Below are 18644 nucleotides of genomic sequence, written 5' to 3' on the forward strand. Positions count from 1 at the left end.
CTCAGTCCTCGGCGAGGGCCGCGACGTCGGCGGCCACCATCGCCGCCACGATCTCGCGGAACTCCACCGTGGGAGCCCAGCCGAGCCGGGTCCGCAGCTTGGTCGAGTCGCCGACGAGCACGTCGGCCTCCGCGGGACGCACCAGGGCGGCGTCGGAGACCACGTACCGCTGCCAGTCGGTGATGCCGACCTCGCCGAACGCGATCTCGACGAGGTCGAAGAGGCTGTGCGCCCGGCCGGTGGCGACGACGTAGTCGTCCGGGGCCTCGGCGGTCGCGGCGAGCACCATCGCGCGGGTGTAGTCCGGCGCCCACCCCCAGTCGCGGTGCACCGCCAGGTTGCCGAGGGTGAGCCGGTCGGCCCGGCCCGCGGCGATGGCGGCGACGCCGGCGGTGATCTTGCGCGTCACGAAGCGGACGGGCCGCCGGGGCGACTCGTGGTTGAACAGCACCAGGGAGCTGGCGTGCAGGCCGCGTTGCCGGTACATCCCGACCGCCTGGTGCCCCAGGGCCTTGGCGGCGCCGTAGGGGTTGACCGGGTCGACCGGGCAGCTCTCGTCGATCGGCGTCCGGCCGCAGCCGGCGAACACCTCGGCGCTGGACGCCTGCACGAACCTGGTCGGCGCCGCGCCGCGCTCGCTGCGCCGGAACAGGTGCTCGAGCAGCCCGAGGACCGGCCGGGCGTTGACGTCGAGCGTCCCGACCGGGTCCTCCCAGGACGCGGCGACGCTGGACATCCCGCCCAGGTTGAACAGCAGGTCGGGCGCCACCTCGTCCACCAGCGCGGTCAGCGCGTCGAGGTCGCGGAGGTCGGCCTCGTGGACGACGAGCGCGTCACCGAGCGCGCGCAGGTGCTCGGGGATGCCGTCCGGGTCGTGGGCGGGGGAGACGACGCCGTGGACGGTGTGCCCGTCCGCGGCCAGCTGCTCGGCGAGGTACCCGCCGTCCTGGCCGGTCAGGCCGGTGATCAGCGCGGTGGCCACGTCAGCCGGCCAGACCGCGCTGCTCCGCCAGGTCGGCGTCCACCATCATCGTGACCAGCTGCTCGAAGCCGACCTTCGGCTTCCAGCCCAGCACCGTCCGGGCCTTGGCGGCGTCGCCGACCAGGAGGTCGACCTCGGCGGGCCGCATGAACGCCGGGTTCTGCCGCACGTAGGGCGACCAGTCGTGCACGCCGACGTGCCCGAACGCGACGTCGAGGAACTCCCGAATGGAGTGCGTCTCGCCGGTGGCGACGACGTAGTCGTCGGCCTGCTCCTGCTGGAGCATCAGCCACATCGCCTCGACGTAGTCGCCGGCGAACCCCCAGTCGCGGCGGGCGTCCAGGTTGCCCAGCTCCACGACGTCCTGCAGGCCCAGGTGGATGCGCGCGACCGCGCGGGTGATCTTGCGGGTGACGAACTCCGGACCGCGGCGCGGGGACTCGTGGTTGAACAGGATCCCCGACGAGGCGTGCATCCCGTAGGACTCGCGGAAGTTGATCGTCATGTAGTGGCCGTACACCTTGGCCACGCCGTAGGGCGAGCGCGGCCAGAGCAGGGTCGCCTCGGACTGCGGGACCTGCTGCACCTTGCCGAACATCTCCGAGCTCGACGCCTGGTAGAAGCGCACCCGGGAGGGGTCGTCACCGCAGAACAGCCGGGTGGCCTCGAGCATGTTGAGCACGCCCATGCCGGTGACCTCGGAGGTGAGGTGGGCGTTCTCCCAGGAGTAGGCGACGAAGGAGATCGCGCCGAGGTTGTAGATCTCGTCCGGCTGCGCGGTGTGCAGCGCGCGCAGCAGGCTGGGCAGGTCGGTCAGGTCGCCGAAGAGCAGCTTCAGGCCGGGGATGCGCGCGACGGTGTCGACCTTGGGGTTGTTCTGCCCGCGGACCAGGCCGTAGACCTCGTAGCCCTTGGCGAGCAGGAACTCGCTCAGGTAGAGCCCGTCCTGGCCGGTGACGCCGGTGATCAAGGCCGTCGGCATGTGTGCTCCTCGTCGCGATCGTTCCGCAGCGGTCAGCCGCGGCATGCAGAGGTTAGCCACGCGGCGGGCTCCGCCCCGGCGCACCGCCGGCGATGTCACCCGCCTGAGCGGGCCCCGTCGTAGGCGGCACGGATCTGGCCGGCGAACCGCGCCCAGGTGAAGGTCGAGGCGTGCAGCCGGCGGGCCGACTGCGCCGGCTCGTCGTCCTCGCGGGGCAGCCGGCCGATCGCCTCGGCGAGCGCGTCGACGTCGCCGACCGGCACGTAGCGGCCGTGCTCGGCGAGCACCTCGTGCATGACCGGCAGGTCGCTCACCACCACGGGGCGGCCGCAGGCCAGCGCCTCCAGCGGGGGCAGGCCGAAACCCTCGTAGAGCGAGGGGAACGCCAGCCCCCGGCTGCCCGCGACCACCTGCCGGAGCTCGTCGTCGCCCAGGAAGCCGGTGAGGTGGACCTTGCCGGCCGGCAGTCGGCTCAGGTCCAGTGCCGCGCCCCACCCCTGCGGTCCGACCAGCACGAGGGAGGGCGCCTCGGGATCGCTGCGGAGCAGCCGGTCGAAGGCGTCGACCAGCGTCTGGAGCCCCTTGCGCGGCTCGAGGGTGCCGACGGCGACCACGTAGTCGGCGGGCAGGCCGCGGGCGGCGAGCCATGCCTGGTCGGGACGGCGGGTGTCGAGCCAGCCGGGAGAGACGCCGAGCGGGGTGGCGACGACCCGCGCCGGGTCGGTGCCGTACTCGGCGGTGATCTCGTCGGCGACGGCCTGGCTGGGCGTGAGGACGACGGCGGCCCGCCCGATGCTGCGCGGCACCAGTTCGCGGTAGGCCAGCGAGGCGGCGTCCACGGCGCCGCGGGTGCGCAGGAAGGAGAGGTCGTGGACCGTGACGACGCCGGTGGCGCGCCCCACGGGCGGCAGCACGAAGTTGGTGGCGTGGAAGAGGTCGACCCGGCCCGAGGACCAGGAGACGGGCGGGAACTCGACGGTGCTCCACAACCGGCGCAGCACGCGGGCCGGCAGGCGGCGGGCCCGGACCTCCACGGACGGAGGGACGGCGGCGCGCAGCGCGTCGACGCCCCGGAAGGTGAAGGCGGTGGCCACGACGTCATCGCCACCGCCTGCGGCCAGCCCGCGCAGGAGCTCCTCGGTGTACCGGGCCACTCCGGTGCGGGGGCCGAGCAGCGGGGTGGCGTCCAGTCCGATTCGCACGCACGGCATCGTCCCGCAGGGGCACCGCACGCCCGGGACCTAGGGTCGGGTCGTGCGGGTCGGAGTGGTCGTGGAGCAGGTGCTGGCCCGCGTGCCCGGCGGCACGGGCCGGTACGCCTACGAGGTCGCCGCCGCGCTGGCGGCGACCGCCGGTGACGGGGACGCGGTCGAGGGCTGGACGGCCTGGCACCGGGACACCGCGGCCGCCCGGGTGCCCGGGGTGAGGGGGCCGCACCGGCTCCCGCTGCCGCGCCGGGCGCTGACCGCAGCCTGGGAGCGCTCCGCGCTGCCGCGACCGACGCAGGTCGACCTGGTGCACGCCCCGACGCTGCTCGCGCCGCTGGGCGGCCGGCTGCCGGTCGTGGTGACGGTGCACGACGCGGTGCCGTGGACTCACCCCGAGACGCTCACCCCGCGCGGCGTGCGCTGGCACCGCCGCATGGCGGAGCGGGCCGCGGCCTCGGCGGCCGCCGTCGTCGTCCCCACCGACGCGGTCGCCCGCGCCCTCGCGCGGCACCTCGACCTGCGCTGCCCCGTGGTCGTCGTGGGGGAGGGGGTGTCGGACCGGCTCGCCCTGCCTGCGGACGCTGCCCAGCGGCTCGCAAGGCTCGGCGCGGTCCCGGGCAGCTATCTGATGACGACGGCGACGCTCGAGCCGCGGAAGGGCCTCGACGTGCTGGTCCGGGCGCTGGGCCGCCCCGGCGCCCCCGATCTGCCGCTGCTGGTGGCCGGCCAGCCGGGCTGGGGTGGCGTGGACCTGAGCCGCGTGGCGGCCGACGCCGGGCTCGCGGCCGACCGGGTGCGAGCGCTGGGGCGGGTCCCCGACGCGGACCTGGCCGCGCTGCTGCATGGCGCGGCGGCGGTGGTGGTGCCGAGCAGGGCCGAGGGGTTCGGGCTGCCCGTCCTGGAGGGCATGGCCGCGGGGGTGCCGGTGGTCACCTCCGACGACCCGGCGCTGGTGGAGGTGGGTGGCGGCGCGACGGCGGTGGTGCCGGTCGGCGACGCCGACGCGCTGGCGGGCGCCCTCGCGCGCGTGCTGGTCGAGGAGGACCTGCGCGCCGACCTCGTGCGGCGGGGGCAAGAGCGTGCCCGGGACTTCTCCTGGGCCGGCGCGGCCGAGCGACTGTGGGACCTCTACGGCGAGGTGCGCAGGTAGCGCGGTTCAGGCGCCGACCGCGGGCTCGGCTGCGCGGGCACGGCGGGCCGCCACGACCCGGCGGCCCAGCGCAATCCCGGGCTTCTCGATGAACCGGTAGGTGAGCATCGCCCCGACGACGGTGACGGCCATCATCGCGGAGAAGCGGACCCAGGGCCCACCGGGCACCTGCGGGAACAGGAGCAGCACCAGGGCGTGCAGCAGGTAGACCGAGTAGCTGATCGTGCCGAGGTACACCAGCAGCCGGGGCCAGCGGTAGGACCTCAGCAGCAGCGCCGCGCCGAACACCAGGTACGCCCCGAGGAAGGTGAGGGTTTCGGTCCACCACTGGGGCGTGACACCGCTGAGCGGTTCGGGGTGCCCGACGTGCCAGGTGTACTGGGCGAGCGCGATGACAGCCAGCGCCAGGCCGAAGACCGTCGCCGCGGTCCGGCCGCTCGTCTGGCCGGCCGTCCAGCGGTAGAGCACGGTGCCGACGAACATCGAGCCCAGCACGAGCAGCGAGAAGTACAGGCCGTGCGGGCGGTTGGACATCGCGAGGACGACGACCGCGCCCATGGCCACCAGCGCCACCTGCCGGTCCAGGCCGCGGACCCGGCCCGCCACCACGAGGAGCAGCAGCAGGCCGGCGGCCGGGAAGGCCCACCAGTGGTCCGGCTGCCGCTGGACCATGAAGAGCGTTGTCGTGCCGCCCAGACCCAGCGCCGCCACGAGCAGGACCACCGACGTGGTGGCCGAACTGCGGTGCACGCCGAGCAGGAACAGGACCGACACCAGCAGGTAGAAGACCAGCTCGTACCCGAGCGTCCAGGACGCACCGATGACCAGCGGCCGGGAGGTGAAGACCTGGAGCATCGTGAGGTTGAGCAGGGAGTCCTCCCACACCCGGTAGCCGTCCGGCGGCGAGTACCGGGCGCTGAGACCCCACGCCGCGAACACGACGGCGAGAATTGCGAGGTAGAGCGGCCACAACCTGAAGAACCGGCCGATCCAGAACTCGACGAGGTCGTTCCGCCGCTCCAGGGACGCCGGGATGATGAACCCGCTGCAGAGGAAGAAGACGAGGACGCCGAAGCTGCCGGGCCGGAACCAGTGGTGCGACCACCCGAGCAGTTCCACCCACTGCGTCTCGCCCAGGTGTTGCACGGCCACGACGAGCGCCGCGATACCGCGCAGGGCGTCGAGGAACTCCAGCCGGCCCTGCCGGGTGACGGCTGCCTCGCGCGACGGAGCTGTCGGGGCGGCCGGAGCGGCGGCGTCCTCGAGCGCGGCGGCCGTGCCCACGTCGCTGGGGGAGTGCGGCGGCATGCGAGAGAGGTCCTCCGACGTGGGCGGCCCGCGGCGGTCGACGGCGAGCCCCCGGAGAGCGATCGCTCCCCATGGTGGCACAGCCGCTGTGTCGCCCGAGCGCTCCGGCGGCGGCGTTACGCTCGCCCGGTCGTCCACGGCCTGCGCCGCGCAGCCCCGGCGCAGGAGAGGTGACGCATGCCCGAGACCCCGCTCCGCGTCCTCGTCGACGCCACCGCGGTGCCGGCCGACCGGGGCGGTGTCGGCCGGTACGTCGACCAGCTGCTGCCCGAGCTCGCCCGCCTCGAGGTCGACCTCGCCGTCGTCTGCCAGGGCCGTGACGGCGACTTCTACAGAGAGCTGCTCCCCGGCGCCCGCATCGAGATCGCGCCGGAGGCGATCGGACGGCGGCCGGTCCGCCTGGCGTGGGAGCAGGTCGGGCTGCCACGCCTGGCCCGGACCGTCGGCGCCGACGTCCTCCACTGCCCGCACTACACGATGCCGCTGGCCGCGGGCGTGCCGGTCGTGACGACCCTCCACGACGCGACGTTCTTCACCCACCCCGAGGTGCACCAGCCGGTGAAGCGTGCCTTCTTCCGCGGCTGGACGACGGCGTCGCTGCGCCGGGCGGCCCGCTGCGTGGTCCCGTCGCAGGCCACCTTGGACGAGCTGGCCCGCGTGACGCGGGGCGTGCACGGCCAGGTCGCGGTCGCCCACCACGGCGTGGACGCGGCCCGCTTCCACGTGCCCTCGGCTGACGAGGTCGCGGCCGCCCGGCGTCACCTCGGGCTGTGGGCCGGGCGCTACGTCGGCTTCCTCGGCACGATCGAGCCGCGCAAGAACGTGCCGGCCCTCATCGAGGGCTGGCAGCGCGCGGTCACCGACCTGCCCGATCCGCCGGCGCTGGTGCTCGCCGGCGGCCGCGGCTGGGACGACCGCGTGGACGACGTCCTCGCCCGGGTGCCGGGCCACCTCGAGGTGCTGCGCCCCGGCTACCTGCCGCTGGACCTGCTCGCCGGGTTCCTCGGCGGCGCGGAGGTGCTCGCCTACCCGAGCCTGGCCGAGGGCTTCGGGCTCCCGGTGCTCGAGGCCATGGCCTGCGGCGCGCCCGTGCTCACCACCCGGTCGCTGGCGCTGCCCGAGGTGGGTGGCGACGCCGTCGCGTACACCGAGCCGGACGCGGCGTCGATCGCCGCCCGGCTGGGCGAGCTGCTCGGCGACCCCGCGGAGCGGGCGCGGCTGTCCGCCGCCGCGGTGGCGCGGGCCGCCGGCTTCACCTGGCGGTCGTGCGCCGAGCAGCACCTGAACGTCTACGCCGCCGCGGCCGGGGGAGCGGGCCGGGGACCCGTCGCGCCCGACGTAGGGTGACCCGCGTGGGAAGCGCCTCGGCCGACGCGCCGCTCCGGGTGGTCGTCGTGACCTTCTCCCCGGGACGGACGCTCGACGGCTTCCTCGACTCCCTCGCCCTGGCCACGAGCCGGCCCTACGAGGTGGTCCTCGCCGACAACGGCTCCACCGACGGCGTCCCCGAGCGCGCCGCGCGGGAGCGTCCCGAGGTCACGCTGCTGCGCACCGGCGGCAACATCGGCTACGGGGCGGCGGCGAACGCGGGCCTCGCTGGGCTCTCCTCCGGATACGCGATCATCGCCAACCCCGACGTCCGCTTCGAGCCGGGCGCCGTGGACGAGCTGATCGAGGCGGCCGGCCGCTGGCCGCGTGCGGCCACCCTCGGCCCGGCGATCCGCACGCCCGAGGGGGCGATCTACCCCTCCGCGCGCGAGCTGCCGTCGCTGTCGACGGGCATCGGGCACGCGGCGCTCGGCTGGGTCTGGCCGACCAACCCGTGGACGGCCCGCTACCGGCGTGAGCGGGACGAGCTCGCGGAGCGACCGGCCGGCTGGCTGTCGGGCAGCTGCCTGCTCGTCGACCTGGAGGCATATGCCTCGGTGGGCGGGTTCGACCCGGGCTACTTCATGTACTTCGAGGACGTCGACCTCGCCCGCCGGCTGGGCCAGGCCGGCTGGCTGCACGTCTACGTCCCGACGGCGGTGGTCACCCACGAGGGCGGGCACGCCACGCGTCGCTCGGCCCGGCGGATGCAGCGGGTGCACCACACCAGTGCCCTGCGCTACCTGTCGGCCGACTGGCCCCGCCGCCGGCACGCGCCGCTGCGGGGAGCGCTGCGCGCGGGGCTGGGCGCCCGGATGCTGCTGTCCTACGCCAGCCGGAAGGTCGACGAGGGCGCTCAGCCGCAGCAGACGGTGGAGCAGCTGCCGCTCGACCACCCGGACCACCCCGCTCCCGCCCAGGCCGACCGGACGACCGAGAGGGACGACTGATGCGACACGCGGTGATCATGGCCGGCGGCTCGGGTACGCGGTTGTGGCCGCTGTCCCGGGCCGGGCGCCCCAAGCAGCTCCTCGACGTCGTGGCCGACGACGACGGCGGCGTGCACAGCCTGCTGGCCGAGGCGTTCACCCGGCTCGAGGCGGTGCTGCCCGCCGAGCGGATCTGGGTCTGCACCGCCGCGCGCTACGCCGACATGGTGAGGGCGGCGCTGCCGCGGCTGCGGGCCGACCGGCTGGTCCTCGAGCCGACCGCGCGCGACACCGCCAACGCCGTCGGGCTCACCGCCGCCCTGGTGGCCGACGTCGATCCGGACGCCGAGCTCGCCGTCGTGAGCGCCGACCACGTCATCCGGCCGGTGGACCGCTTCGCCGCCGCGCTCACCACCGCCTACGACCTGCTCGCCGTGCGCCCCCGCGCGCTGGTCACCCTCGGGGTCACCCCGACCTCGCCGGCGACCGGGTTCGGCTACGTGCAGAAGGGCGCGCCGACCGAAATCGCCGGCGCGGCCGAGGCGGCGTCGTTCCGCGAGAAGCCCGACCGGGAGACCGCGGAGGCATACCTGGCGTCGGGGGAGTACGTCTGGAACTCCGGCATGTTCGTGTGGCGGGCGCAGACGGTGCTCGACGCGCTGGCCGACCACCTGCCGGAGTCGGCGAAGGGCCTGGCCCGCATCGTCGCCGCGCCGGCCGGCCCCGAGCGCGACGCCGTCCTCGCCGAGGTGTTCCCGACGCTGCCGAAGATCAGCGTCGACTACGCAGTCCTGGAGCCCGCGGCCGCCGAGCCCGGTCGGGTCGCCGTCGTCGACCTCGACGTCGAGTGGCTCGACATCGGCTCGTGGCCGGCGCTGGCGCACACGCTGGACAGCGACGATGACGGCAACGCCGCCCGCGGGCTGCGGGTGCTGCTCGACAGCTCCGGCAACGTGGTGCTCTCCGACGACCCGGACCACCTGGTCGCGCTGCTCGGCGTTCGCGACAGCGTGGTGGTGCACACCGCCGACGTGACGATGGTCTGCCCGGTGTCCGAGGCGGAGCGGGTCAAGCAGCTGCTCGCCGAGGTCGAGGCCCGGCACGGCGACCGGTTCAGCTGACCCCGGGCACGCCCGGGGCGCCGCGCCGTGTCCGGAGTCATCGGGAGGTCCCCGCAGCGGCCCGGAGAATCGCGGAAGATGGTCGTCGTGTCCTCGCTCCGTGACCGGCGTCGGTCCGACGCCGCTCCGGAGTCGGGCGGGGGCCGTCTCCCGGCGCGGGTGCGGGCCGCCGGCGCCGCGGTCGTCTTCGCCGTCACGACCGCGGTCGTGCTGGCCCAGCTCTTCGCCAGCGGCACCGTCGGCCTGGCCGACAACGGCGACGGCGAGCGGCTCGTGTGCCGCCTCGGCCTCGAGGTCGGCCCGGACTCGCGGAAGGAGAGCTTCGAGGGCGACTACGTGGCGTCCGAGCCGTGCACCGGCGACAACTGGGAGTACCACACCTCCTGGCGTCCGCTGCTCCGGTTCGCGTACTGGCTCTCCCGGCTCGTCACGGGCAGCGACGGTTTCGACATGGCCGTCCTGGCGGTCCTCGGGGCGGTCCTGCTCGGGCTCGGTGCCGCGGCGTTCTTCCTCGCCCTGCCCGGCAGCGCCGGGGCGCGCTGGCCGCTCGTCGCGCTGGTGGTCGTCGCGGCCAGCGACATCGGGTTCGTCACCTACCTGAACTCCGGCTATACCGACCAGGCCGGCTTCATCGGACTGCTGTGGGTGTGCGCTGGGGTCGTGGGTCTGGTCGTCCACCGGACCTGGCCGTGGCTGCTGGTGGCCGCGGTGGCGATCGCGTTCACGGCCACGGCCAAGACCGCGCTGCTGACCGCCGTCCCGGCGGTCGCCCTCGCGCTCCTCGTCGGCCGGCCTGCCTGGCGACGCCCCGCGGCGCCTCGCCGCTGGGCGGTTCCCCACCTCGGCCTCGCCATGGTGGCCGTGGTGCTGCTCACGGGAGTACTCGGCGCCTCCGTCGCGCGCAGCCAGGGCGAGGGGTTCAGCAACGGCAACAAGTTCAACGTGCTCTTCTACACGCTGCTCGCGGAGTCCGACGATCCCGCCGCCGACCTCGAGGAGCTGGGCCTGCCGCCCGAGCTGCAGCGCTACGCCGGCGCCAGCGCCTGGCGGGACGACGATCCCCTCGGGGACGAGGAGATCCACGACCACGCCGCGACGATCTTCACCTGGCGGACCTACCTCAGGTTCTTCGCCGCGCACCCCGACCGCTTCCTGGAGCTGGTGCCGCAGTCCTTCGACGCCGTGACCGAGGCCCGCGTCGACTACCTGGCGAACGTGCCCGGCGAGCCGGGGGACGAGGCGGAGCTGGCGGAGCGGCCGAGCCCGGTCTTCTGGGTGCTGAGCCTGCTGCCGCAGGGGTGGCCGGTGCCCTCGATCGCGTTCCTCTGGCTCGGTGGGGCGGTCTTCGGCGTGCGGTGGGCCCGGTCGCGGGATCCGGTCCGCGCCGCCCGCGGCGTCCTCGCCGTGCTGCTGACGGGCTTCGCGGTGAGCCAGTCGGTCCTGGCGCTCAGCGACGGCTACTACGAGCTGGCCAAGCACAACGTGCACGCGGCGTTCGCCACCGGCCTGCTGTTGGCGGTCCTGCTCGAGGCCGGGATCCGGGTGGGGGTGGCCGCCGTCCGTCGTCGACGGCAGACCGTGGCACCCGCGGCCGACGCGCGATGACGACGTCGCTGAGCACCGCCGCCTACGAGGCGACGTGGGAGCCGGACTGGCCGCTGGACCTGCGCCGGGCGCTCGCCCCGCACCTGCGCGGCACCGGCGACCCGACGATGCGGATCAGCGCCGAGGGGATCTGGCGGACCACCACCACCCCCGACGGCCCCGCGACGCTCCTGGTCCGCCTCGCCGCGGGACGGGTGGCGGTGTCGGCCTGGGGGCCCGGCGCCGAGCACGCCGGGGCCGCCGTCCCGCGGGCGCTGGGCGCCGACGATCCCGTCGACACCTTCGACCCGGGCGATCACCCGCTCGTCGCCGAGCTGCACCGGCGCACCCCGTGGCTCCGCCTGGGCGGCACGGGGCGGACCTGGGACGCGCTGGTCCCCGCCGTCCTCGAGCAGAAGGTGACCACCGTCGAGGCGAACCGCGTCTGGCGCGAGCTGCTGCGCCTGGCCGGCGACCCGGCGCCGGGCCCGGCGCCGGACGGCATGCGCGTCGTGCCCTCGGCGCGGCGGGTCCTCGACGTCACCGACTGGCAGTGGCACGCCTGCGGGCTGGACGGCGCACGACGGCGGGCGCTGCGCGCGGTCGCGAGCGTCGCGGACCGGCTCGAGCCCGACCCGACGTGGAGCTCCGCGGACCTGACCCGCCGGCTCTGCTCGGTCCCCGGGATCGGCCCGTGGACCGCCGCCGAGGTCGTGCAGCGGACGCTCGGTTGCCCCGACACCGTCAGCGTCGGGGACTACCACCTGAAGAACCAGGTGGGGTTCGCGCTGGCCGGCCGCCGCACCTCCGACGACGACCTCATGCTCGCGTTGCTGGAGCCCTGGCGGGGGCACCGGCAGCGGGTGGTCCGGCTGCTGCTGGCCGGTGGGCCGCGCCGGCCCCGGCGCGGCCCGCGCTTCGCGCCGACCGACTACCGCCGGATCTGACCGCTCAGCACAGCTGCCGGCGCGCCTCCTGCGGGTCGACGGGGATCCGCAGCGTGGTGAGGGTGACCGAGCTGCCCACGTTCGACCAGAACCGGCTCCAGCTCATCGGCTGCTCGGTGGCGCGCAGCAGCTCGGCGGCCGCACCGCAGTCCAGCGCGGCCCGCGCGGCGGTCACGTCCGCGGCGGTCACCCCCCGGAGGCGGGCCTCGTCGGTGAGCCCGCTGCCGTAGCGCGCCCAGTACCAGACCAGCGGCACCTCCTTCTCGTGTCCCGGGCGACCCGGCGCGCCCGCCTCGAGGTGCGCCCCCACGCTGTCGGTGAGCCCCACGCCGTCCAGGGCGAGCGTCTCCGTCCCCGCGGCGACCCCGAGCAGCCCGGCGTTCCCCATGGCGAACAGCAACCGCTCCCGGGCCCGGCCCACGACGGTGACCCGCCGCTCCGGGTTCAGGAGGCCGTCCTGCGTCACGACGACCCGCGACCCGGACTCCCGCAGCCGGGCCACCGCCCGCCCGTACGGCACGAAGGCGTTCCCCTCGTGGTCGTCGAGCGTCACCGGCCGGGGGTGGTCGGCCAGAGCGGCGTAGAAGCCGCGTTCGTCGGCGATGCCGTCCGCGCTGACCCGGCCGGCGTACTCGACCCGCCCGGTGGCCGCGGTGACGGTGCTCAGCACGCCGGTCAGCGCCACCAGCCCGACGGTGGCCGTCGTCCACCGGCGGCCGACGGGGACGACGGCGACTGCCACCAGCAGCAGGAAGGTGGCCGGCAGCAGCATCCGGCCGTGCATGAAGTCCCCGCCCACGCGGACGACGTAGAGGGCGTGGAGGAGGGCGCCCACGACGGCGGCGCCGACCAGCCCGGTGGCCCGACGATCTCCCCGCAGGGTCACGAGCACCACCGCCAGCAGCGCCGCGACCAGCGGGCCGACGAGGACCGCGCCGTAGGGCGCCAGGAAGTCGAGCAGGTAGGTGGCCCCCCGCTCCCAGAGCGCCCGGGACGACTCCTTGGCGACCGCCGTGTTGGGCACCAGCAGGCCGAAGAACCCCATCCGGAAGACCTGGTAGGCGACCGGCAGCAGCCCGGCCACCAGCACGACCGCGGCCCGGGCGCGCCAGGTCCGCTGGACCACCAGGAGCCAGACCAGGAACACCACGGAGAAGACCGCCGCGTCCGGCCGCACGAGGGGGCCGAGGCCGAGCACGAGGGCCGTCCAGAGATGTCCCGACCGCGGGGCCCCGGGGTCCAGGCACCGGACGCAGAGCCACCAGGACAGCCCGAGCCAGCCGAAGGTCAGGCCGGTCTCCAGACCGGAGGTGGTGAAGTCCCACATCGGCGGCAGGCAGGCCGCCAGGACCAGGCCGGCCGGGACGACGACGGAGTCCCTGCTGCCCAGCAGTCGACGGCCGCCCAGCCCGGCGAGGACGAACCCCGCGGTGGTCAGGCCGAGGCCCAGGCAGACCGCCGCCCATTCGATCCCGAGCCCCGGGAGCAGGGAGACCAGCGCGACGAGGCCCAGCCACAGCGGCGAGGTGCCGGCCTCCACGCGGATGCCGGGGTTGAAGACGGGTCCGTGCCCCGCGAGCAGGTTCTCGACGATCCGGACGTTGATGAACGCGTCGTCCGACGTCCACCGCATCCGCCAGCCCAGCAGCAGGACCAGCAGGGCGACGGCGGCGACGAGGACGAGCTCCGCCCGCCCGGCGACGTCCCGGGTGCCGGTCCTGCCCACGCGAGGACGGGGCCCGGTCAGCGGTCGTCGAGCAGGCCGAGGAGGTACGTGCCGTAGCCGCTCTTGCCGAGCGCGTCGGCCACCTTCACCAGGCCGTCGTCGTCCAGCCAGCCGTTGCGCCAGGCGACCTCCTCGATGCAGCCGATCTTCAATCCCTGGCGCTCCTCGACCACCGAGACGAACTCCGTGGCATGGCGCAGCGAGGCGAACGTCCCGGTGTCCAGCCAGGCGGTGCCGCGGTCCAGCGCGGTGACGGTGAGCCGGCCCTCCCGGAGGTAGTGCTCGTTGACCGCGGTGATCTCCAGTTCACCGCGGGCGCTGGGGCGGATGCCGCGGGCGACCTCGACGACGTCGCCGGAGTAGAAGTAGAGCCCGGGCACCGCGTAGGAGCTCTTCGGGCGGGCCGGCTTCTCCTCGATGGAGAGCACGCGACCGCTCGCGTCGAATTCCACGACGCCGTACTCCTCCGGGTTGCGCACGTGGTACGCGAAGATGTGCCCGCCCTCGGGCTCGGGCAGCAGGGACAGCGCCCGGCCGAGGCCGGCTCCGTAGAAGATGTTGTCGCCGAGCACCAGTGCTGCCGGCTCGCCGCCGAGGAACTCGGCGCCGATGAGGAAGGCCTGCGCGAGCCCCTCGGGGCGCGGCTGGACGGCGTAGTCGATGCGCATGTTCAGCCGGCTGCCGTCGCCGAGCAGGTTGCGGAAGGCGTCCTGGTCAGCGGGCGTCGTGATGATCAGGACCTCGCGGACGCCGGCCATCATGAGCGTCGAGAGCGGGTAGTAGATCATCGGCTTGTCGTAGACCGGCATGAGCTGCTTGCTCACCGCCTGGGTGATCGGGAAGAGCCGAGTCCCCGTGCCACCGGCCAGGATGATCCCACGCATGGCGGGAACGTTACCGACGCCGCTCAGGCCGGGCGGGTGCCCACCCAGAGCCGGCCGACGAGCGAGGTGCCGCCCGCCGTGGCCGCCGGCTCCCAGCGGGTCGACCAGCCCTCCGCGTGAAGCTGCACGATCGCCGCGCCCAGCAGCGCGCCGAGGTTGACCGCGGTCGTCGTGGTCACGGCGTCGGTGAGGTGGACGTCGACCACGCCGTCGCCCTCCCCGCCGTGCCGCAGCACGACGGGGAACTCGGGCAGGGCGGCGCTGGCCGTGCGGAAGGCGGCCGCGACGGCCTCGAGCTCGCCCTCGCGGGGCACGAGCTCGACCTCGGGGGACCGGGAGCCGACCAGGTCCCGCGAGCCGTAGGGGAACAGGTCCTCCGCCGGGAGCCGGACGAGCGGGCGGGTGCCCTCGTCGGGCTCGGGCGCGGCGGGGGAGAGCCCGCGGACCACCGCGACCGGCACGCCGTCGAGCTTGCCCTTGACCAGGTCGGCGGCCGAGGCCAGCTCGTCGACCAGCGCGATCCGGGTGGTCTCCAGCCGGTTGCCGTACGCGTCGACGGCGCCGCGGTGGTCGACGAGCGCGGGGATGCCGGCGGAGCCGACGGCGACGTCGGTGAGCCCCTCGCGCCAGGTCCGGCCGAACGTGTCGCTCACCACGACGGCGACGTCGACGCCGAGCAGGTCCCGCAGCCGTGATCGCAGCGTCCGCGCGGAGGCGTCGGCGTCCTCGGGCAGCAGGACCAGCGCGCCCTGCTCGACGTTCGACGCGTCGATGCCGGCGGCGGCCACCACCCAGCCGTGCGGCGTCTGCACGATCTTCAGCGGGCCGCGCCGCGCCACCACCCGCACCGTCTGCGCGTCGATGGCGGCCTGCCGGGCCGCCTCCCGGTCGGCGCCCGGCTCCACGCGGACCAGCGCCCCCTCGACCTTGGAGACCACCTTCGAGGTGACGACGACGACGTCACCGTCGGCCAGCCAGGGGGCGCCCCCGGCGATCGCGGCGGCGAGGTCGTCCCCGGGCGCGAACTCCGGCAGCCCGGCGACCGGCAGCACCGAGACGCCCGCCGGCGGCACGCTCACAGCGCCGCGTCCAGGGCGGCGCGGGCGAGGGCGGCCGTGGTCTCGGGGGAGGACATGAGCAGCGGCGCCTGCCGGACGTCCACGCCCGGCACGGCGGCACCGTCGTCCGGCGCCACGAGCCACGCGTCGAGCAGGCCGCCGTCGGAGCGGGCCCCGTAGTGCCGGCCCACGCCCTCGGCGCTGACGTCGATGCCGAGGACCGGCAGGCAGCGGTCGGCCATGCCGCGCACGACCGCGCCGCCCACGATCGGCGAGACGCCCACGATGCGGCCCGGGGTGGACAGCAGCGCCTCGCGGACCCCCGGCACTCCGAGGACCGTTCCGATCGACACGACGGGGTTGGACGGTGCGAGCAGGACGGCGTCCGCCGCCGCGAACGCCTCGGTGACGCCCGGGGCGGGCCGGGCGGAGTCCACCCCGACCTGGACGAAGGCCGAGGCGTCCAGCTCGGCCCGGTGGCGTACCCACCACTCCTGGAAGTGGATGGCGCGCGGCCGCCCGGTCTCCGGATCGGGCACGACGACGTGGGTCTCCACCCGCTGGTCGCTCATCGGCAGCAGGGTGACGCCCGGCTGCCAGCGGGCGGCCAGCGCCGCGGTGACGGCGGACAGCGGGTAGCCGGCATCCAGCATGCGCGTGCGGATCAGGTGCGTGGCCAGGTCGCGGTCACCGAGGCCGAACCAGTCGGGGTCGGCGTCGTAGGCCGCGAGCTCCTCCTTGACCGTCCAGCTCTCGCCGGCCCGCCCCCAGCCGCGCTCCTCGTCGATGCCCCCGCCGAGGGTGTACATCACCGTGTCGAGGTCCGGGCAGATGCGCAGCCCGTGGAGGGTCACGTCGTCCCCGGTGTTCACCACGGCGGTGATCTCCGCCTCCGGAACAGCGGCTCGCACCCCCCGTAGGAATCGAGCCCCTCCGGTCCCACCTGCCAGCACCACGATCTGCACGAAAGCCATCGTGCCCGATAGGCAGTTGTCGACTGTTCCACGGGCGTGTCGGGGTAGCGCACGAGATCTGACGAACGGGCTGTGACGCGCGAGGCAGGTGTGGCGTGTCGCTTACACCGGGCGAAGTTGACGGCCGGGCAACGACACGCGTGTAATTCCGTCGATGTCATCGAGTGCTGAGCGGTCCGGGAACGTCTCGACAGCCGCGCACCGGGACACGAACGAGAGGGGACGCATCGTCATGGCCGAAGTGTCGTGGTTGAGCGATTACGTCAACGGCAACGACCGGGTGGCCGACCGATTCGGGGCGGGCGCGGGTCAGGCCCTGGGCGACTCCTCGGGCTCGGCGCTGTCCGGGCTGCTCGGCATCGGCCTCGAGGCCGAGGGTCAGTCGTGGCAGGAGCGCGCGCTGTGCGCGGAGACCGACCCGGAGGCGTTCTTCCCCGAGAAGGGCGGCTCGACCCGCGAGGCGAAGAAGATCTGCACCGGGTGCGAGGTCAAGGCCGAGTGCCTGGAGTACGCGCTCTCCAACGACGAGCGCTTCGGCATCTGGGGCGGCCTGTCCGAGCGCGAGCGGCGCCGCCTGCGCCGCCGCGCGGTCTGAGGAGACAGCCGACCACGCACAACCGCCGACGGAGTCCGTCGGCGGTTGTGGTGCTATCGGGGGATGCACACCCGGGTCGTCGTGGGCGCCGCCGGCGTGGCCGCCGAGCTCCGCGCGGCCGGCGCGCTGGCCGAGCGGGTGCGCGCGCCGGTCACGGCCCGGGCGCCCTGGCTGACCACGGTGCTCGACACGCGGGCCGGGTCGCCGGTGGCCGTCGTTGTCGAGACGCCGCAGCGGACCGCCGTGGCGGCGGCCGCGTTCCTCCACGTGCGCCGTCGCGGTCTCGTCGCGCGGGTGACGGCGCTGGGTGACGGTCCCGCCCCGCTGCCGGGTGGCCGGCCGACGACCCGCCTGCTGGCGCGGGACGAGGAGGCCGCCGGCCACCTGGCCGACGGCATCACGGACGTCGTGCAGGGGCTCCGGGGGCCGTGGTCGCTCCGGCTCGCCGGCCTGCCGCTGGGCGATCCGACCTCCCGCCGGGTGGCCGCCCGGTTCACCGAGGGGCGCACCGCCACCCGCCGGAGCACCGGGCTGGTCGACGAGCTGGACGCGCTCGGGCCGGTGGTCCGCAGCCGGGACGCCCGGCAGCTGGAGCGCTGGCTGCCTCTCCTGCTGGCCGCCGAGCCCGACCGCCGCGTGCGGGAGTTCGTGCGTGCCGCGGCCCGGCTGCACGCCGTCACCGGCGAGCTGGAGGTCGCCGTCGTCCCCGACGCGTCCGGCGAGGGGGTGCGCAGCGGCCTGCTCACGCTGCTCGATCGCGACGACCGCTGGCCGTGGTGGGGCCCGCCGGGCGCCGCCGGCCTGCGCCCGGAACGGGGTGCTCCGCTGGCCGAGGTCAGCGTCCCGGTGCGATCCCTGCTGCCCGCGCCGGACGTCGCGCGCCGGTTGGGCGGCGGACGTGGCTGACCGCCGTCATCCGCCGTCCTGACGGACGACCGACGCCCCCTCGCGTCCGGCCGCGTGCTGATCGCCCCACTCCAGCCGGGCGTCGGCCGGCACCCAGCCGGAGCCGGGCTCGCCGTCGGGCGCGACGGTGACCACCACCTCGTAGCTCCGGCCCGTCGGCTCGGTGGCGCCGCCCGGCGGGCGCAGCCGGGTGGTGAACGTGCCGCTGACGCGCCACCGGTCGCCCTCCCGCTGCACGCGGAGCTCCGGAGCGTCGAGGTCGGCGTACTCGGTGCGGCCGGCTCGGCAGCGGGCGTCCTCGGCGGCCGGCGGCGGCTCGGCGGCCAGGCAGTTGGCGGTGGGCAGCACCAGGCGGGCGGTGGCGTCGTGCCCGTCGGCGGTCAGCTCCAGCTCGGGGTAGCCCGCCGTGATGCCGACGGCGTGCTCCTCGAGCACCACGCCGGTGAAGGCCAGCCGGGCGGAGACGGTTCCCCGAGCCGGCTCCGCTGCGTCCGGCGCGGAGGCCGGCGGCCCTGACGAGGCGACCCGTTCCGGGGTGCGTGCCGCGGCGAGCGCCGCCGCCACGCCGATCAGCAGCACGGCCGCGACGGCGAAGGCGGCGATCACCCGGCCGGGGCTCGCTGCGGCCGGGGCGCGCTCGCGGACCGCGCGCGCGGCGGGCGCGGGAGGGGCCAGCGACGTCCAGCCCTCGCCGTTGCCGCGAGGGGCGCCGGGAGTGCCCGGTGGGTGCTCCAGGAAGCCGGGGAGGTCGTCGTGCCCGCCGGCGGGAGAGGCGGCGCCGGCGCCCGGTCCGGTCCGGTCGGGCAGCCGGAGCCGGCGGACGGCCGCGCCGACGACCAGGACCAGCAGGATGCCCAGCGCCGCGCCGAGGGCGAGCCACGGCCCGACGGCCGACGCGGGAACGTCCATCGCGCCCCAGCAT

The 18644-nt window shown here is 75.3% G+C and carries 17 protein-coding genes; 8 read left to right on the plus strand and 9 right to left on the minus strand.

Going from position 1 to position 18644, the window contains the following annotated elements:
• Position 1: 1 nt before the first annotated feature.
• From A6V29_RS19815 to A6V29_RS19825, 3 genes are all read right to left on the minus strand, one after another.
• The gene (locus A6V29_RS19815) at positions 2-982 is read right to left on the minus strand and encodes a GDP-mannose 4,6-dehydratase (RefSeq protein WP_137161903.1); all 981 of its coding nucleotides are present in this window, start codon (positions 980-982) and stop codon (positions 2-4) included.
• A 1-nt stretch (position 983) separates the two neighbouring features.
• Positions 984-1964 (minus strand): GDP-mannose 4,6-dehydratase, encoded by a 981-nt coding sequence (gmd, locus tag A6V29_RS19820; protein WP_137161904.1) that lies wholly within the window; start codon positions 1962-1964, stop codon positions 984-986.
• A gap of 95 nt (positions 1965-2059) precedes the next feature.
• The gene (locus A6V29_RS19825; protein ID WP_137161905.1) at positions 2060-3166 is read right to left on the minus strand and encodes a glycosyltransferase family 4 protein; all 1107 of its coding nucleotides are present in this window, start codon (positions 3164-3166) and stop codon (positions 2060-2062) included.
• Between the two features lie 52 nt (positions 3167-3218).
• Between A6V29_RS19825 and A6V29_RS19830 the strand changes: the two genes are divergently transcribed.
• The gene (locus A6V29_RS19830; protein WP_137161906.1) at positions 3219-4322 is read left to right on the plus strand and encodes a glycosyltransferase family 4 protein; all 1104 of its coding nucleotides are present in this window, start codon (positions 3219-3221) and stop codon (positions 4320-4322) included.
• Between the two features lie 6 nt (positions 4323-4328).
• Here A6V29_RS19830 and A6V29_RS19835 read toward each other — a convergent pair whose 3' ends face one another.
• Positions 4329-5630, minus strand: a complete 1302-nt coding sequence (locus tag A6V29_RS19835) for an acyltransferase family protein (RefSeq protein ID WP_137161907.1) — start codon at positions 5628-5630, stop codon at positions 4329-4331.
• 177 nt (positions 5631-5807) lie between these two features.
• Here A6V29_RS19835 and A6V29_RS19840 point away from each other — a divergent pair, with 177 nt between their 5' ends.
• The 5 genes from A6V29_RS19840 (at position 5808) to A6V29_RS19860 (ending at position 11579) form a co-directional block, all read left to right on the plus strand.
• Positions 5808-6977 (plus strand): glycosyltransferase family 4 protein, encoded by a 1170-nt coding sequence (locus A6V29_RS19840; RefSeq protein WP_137161908.1) that lies wholly within the window; start codon positions 5808-5810, stop codon positions 6975-6977.
• A 5-nt stretch (positions 6978-6982) separates the two neighbouring features.
• Positions 6983-7948, plus strand: coding sequence for a glycosyltransferase family 2 protein (locus A6V29_RS19845; RefSeq protein ID WP_137161909.1), 966 nt, complete (start codon positions 6983-6985; stop codon positions 7946-7948).
• A complete protein-coding gene (locus A6V29_RS19850) occupies positions 7948-9048 on the plus strand; it encodes a mannose-1-phosphate guanylyltransferase (RefSeq protein WP_137161910.1) in 1101 nt (366 codons plus the stop codon). The genes A6V29_RS19845 and A6V29_RS19850 overlap by 1 nt, the downstream gene beginning before the upstream one ends.
• 87 nt (positions 9049-9135) lie before the next feature.
• Complete coding sequence (wsfD, locus tag A6V29_RS19855; RefSeq protein ID WP_137161911.1) at positions 9136-10653, plus strand: glycan biosynthesis hexose transferase WsfD; 1518 nt, start codon at positions 9136-9138, stop codon at positions 10651-10653.
• On the plus strand, positions 10650-11579 hold the full coding sequence (locus tag A6V29_RS19860; RefSeq protein ID WP_137161912.1) for a DNA-3-methyladenine glycosylase family protein: 930 nt from the start codon (positions 10650-10652) through the stop codon (positions 11577-11579). Before wsfD ends, A6V29_RS19860 begins: the two co-directional genes overlap by 4 nt.
• Before the next feature lie 4 nt (positions 11580-11583).
• Here the strand turns inward: A6V29_RS19860 and A6V29_RS19865 are convergent, their stop codons facing one another.
• From A6V29_RS19865 to cofD, 4 genes are read right to left on the minus strand one after another with little or no spacing between them, the layout of a single operon-like run.
• Positions 11584-13305: an arabinofuranosyltransferase AftB family protein gene (locus A6V29_RS19865; RefSeq protein ID WP_137161913.1), complete on the minus strand. Its 1722-nt coding sequence runs from the start codon at positions 13303-13305 to the stop codon at positions 11584-11586.
• Positions 13306-13322: 17 nt separating this feature from the next.
• Positions 13323-14189, minus strand: a complete 867-nt coding sequence (rfbA, locus tag A6V29_RS19870) for a glucose-1-phosphate thymidylyltransferase RfbA (protein ID WP_137161914.1) — start codon at positions 14187-14189, stop codon at positions 13323-13325.
• Positions 14190-14212: 23 nt separating this feature from the next.
• Positions 14213-15268, minus strand: a complete 1056-nt coding sequence (locus A6V29_RS19875) for a coenzyme F420-0:L-glutamate ligase (protein WP_137161915.1) — start codon at positions 15266-15268, stop codon at positions 14213-14215.
• Positions 15265-16221 (minus strand): 2-phospho-L-lactate transferase, encoded by a 957-nt coding sequence (cofD, locus tag A6V29_RS19880; RefSeq protein ID WP_283956384.1) that lies wholly within the window; start codon positions 16219-16221, stop codon positions 15265-15267. The genes A6V29_RS19875 and cofD overlap by 4 nt, the downstream gene beginning before the upstream one ends.
• Positions 16222-16561: 340 nt before the next feature.
• On the opposite strand from cofD, the gene A6V29_RS19885 reads away from it, so the two are divergent.
• Both A6V29_RS19885 and A6V29_RS19890 read left to right on the plus strand, forming a co-directional pair.
• Positions 16562-16816, plus strand: coding sequence for a WhiB family transcriptional regulator (locus A6V29_RS19885; RefSeq protein ID WP_170977979.1), 255 nt, complete (start codon positions 16562-16564; stop codon positions 16814-16816).
• A gap of 63 nt (positions 16817-16879) precedes the next feature.
• On the plus strand, positions 16880-17722 hold the full coding sequence (locus A6V29_RS19890) for a hypothetical protein (RefSeq protein WP_137161918.1): 843 nt from the start codon (positions 16880-16882) through the stop codon (positions 17720-17722).
• Between the two features lie 6 nt (positions 17723-17728).
• On the opposite strand, the gene A6V29_RS21385 is transcribed toward A6V29_RS19890, so the two are convergent.
• Entirely contained in the window at positions 17729-18631 is a 903-nt protein-coding gene (locus tag A6V29_RS21385; RefSeq protein WP_137161919.1) for a hypothetical protein, read from the minus strand.
• Positions 18632-18644 lie beyond the last annotated feature (13 nt).

Origin of the sequence: Blastococcus sp. CCUG 61487 (assembly GCF_005222955.1) — a bacterium.
Taxonomy (GTDB): domain Bacteria; phylum Actinomycetota; class Actinomycetes; order Mycobacteriales; family Geodermatophilaceae; genus Blastococcus.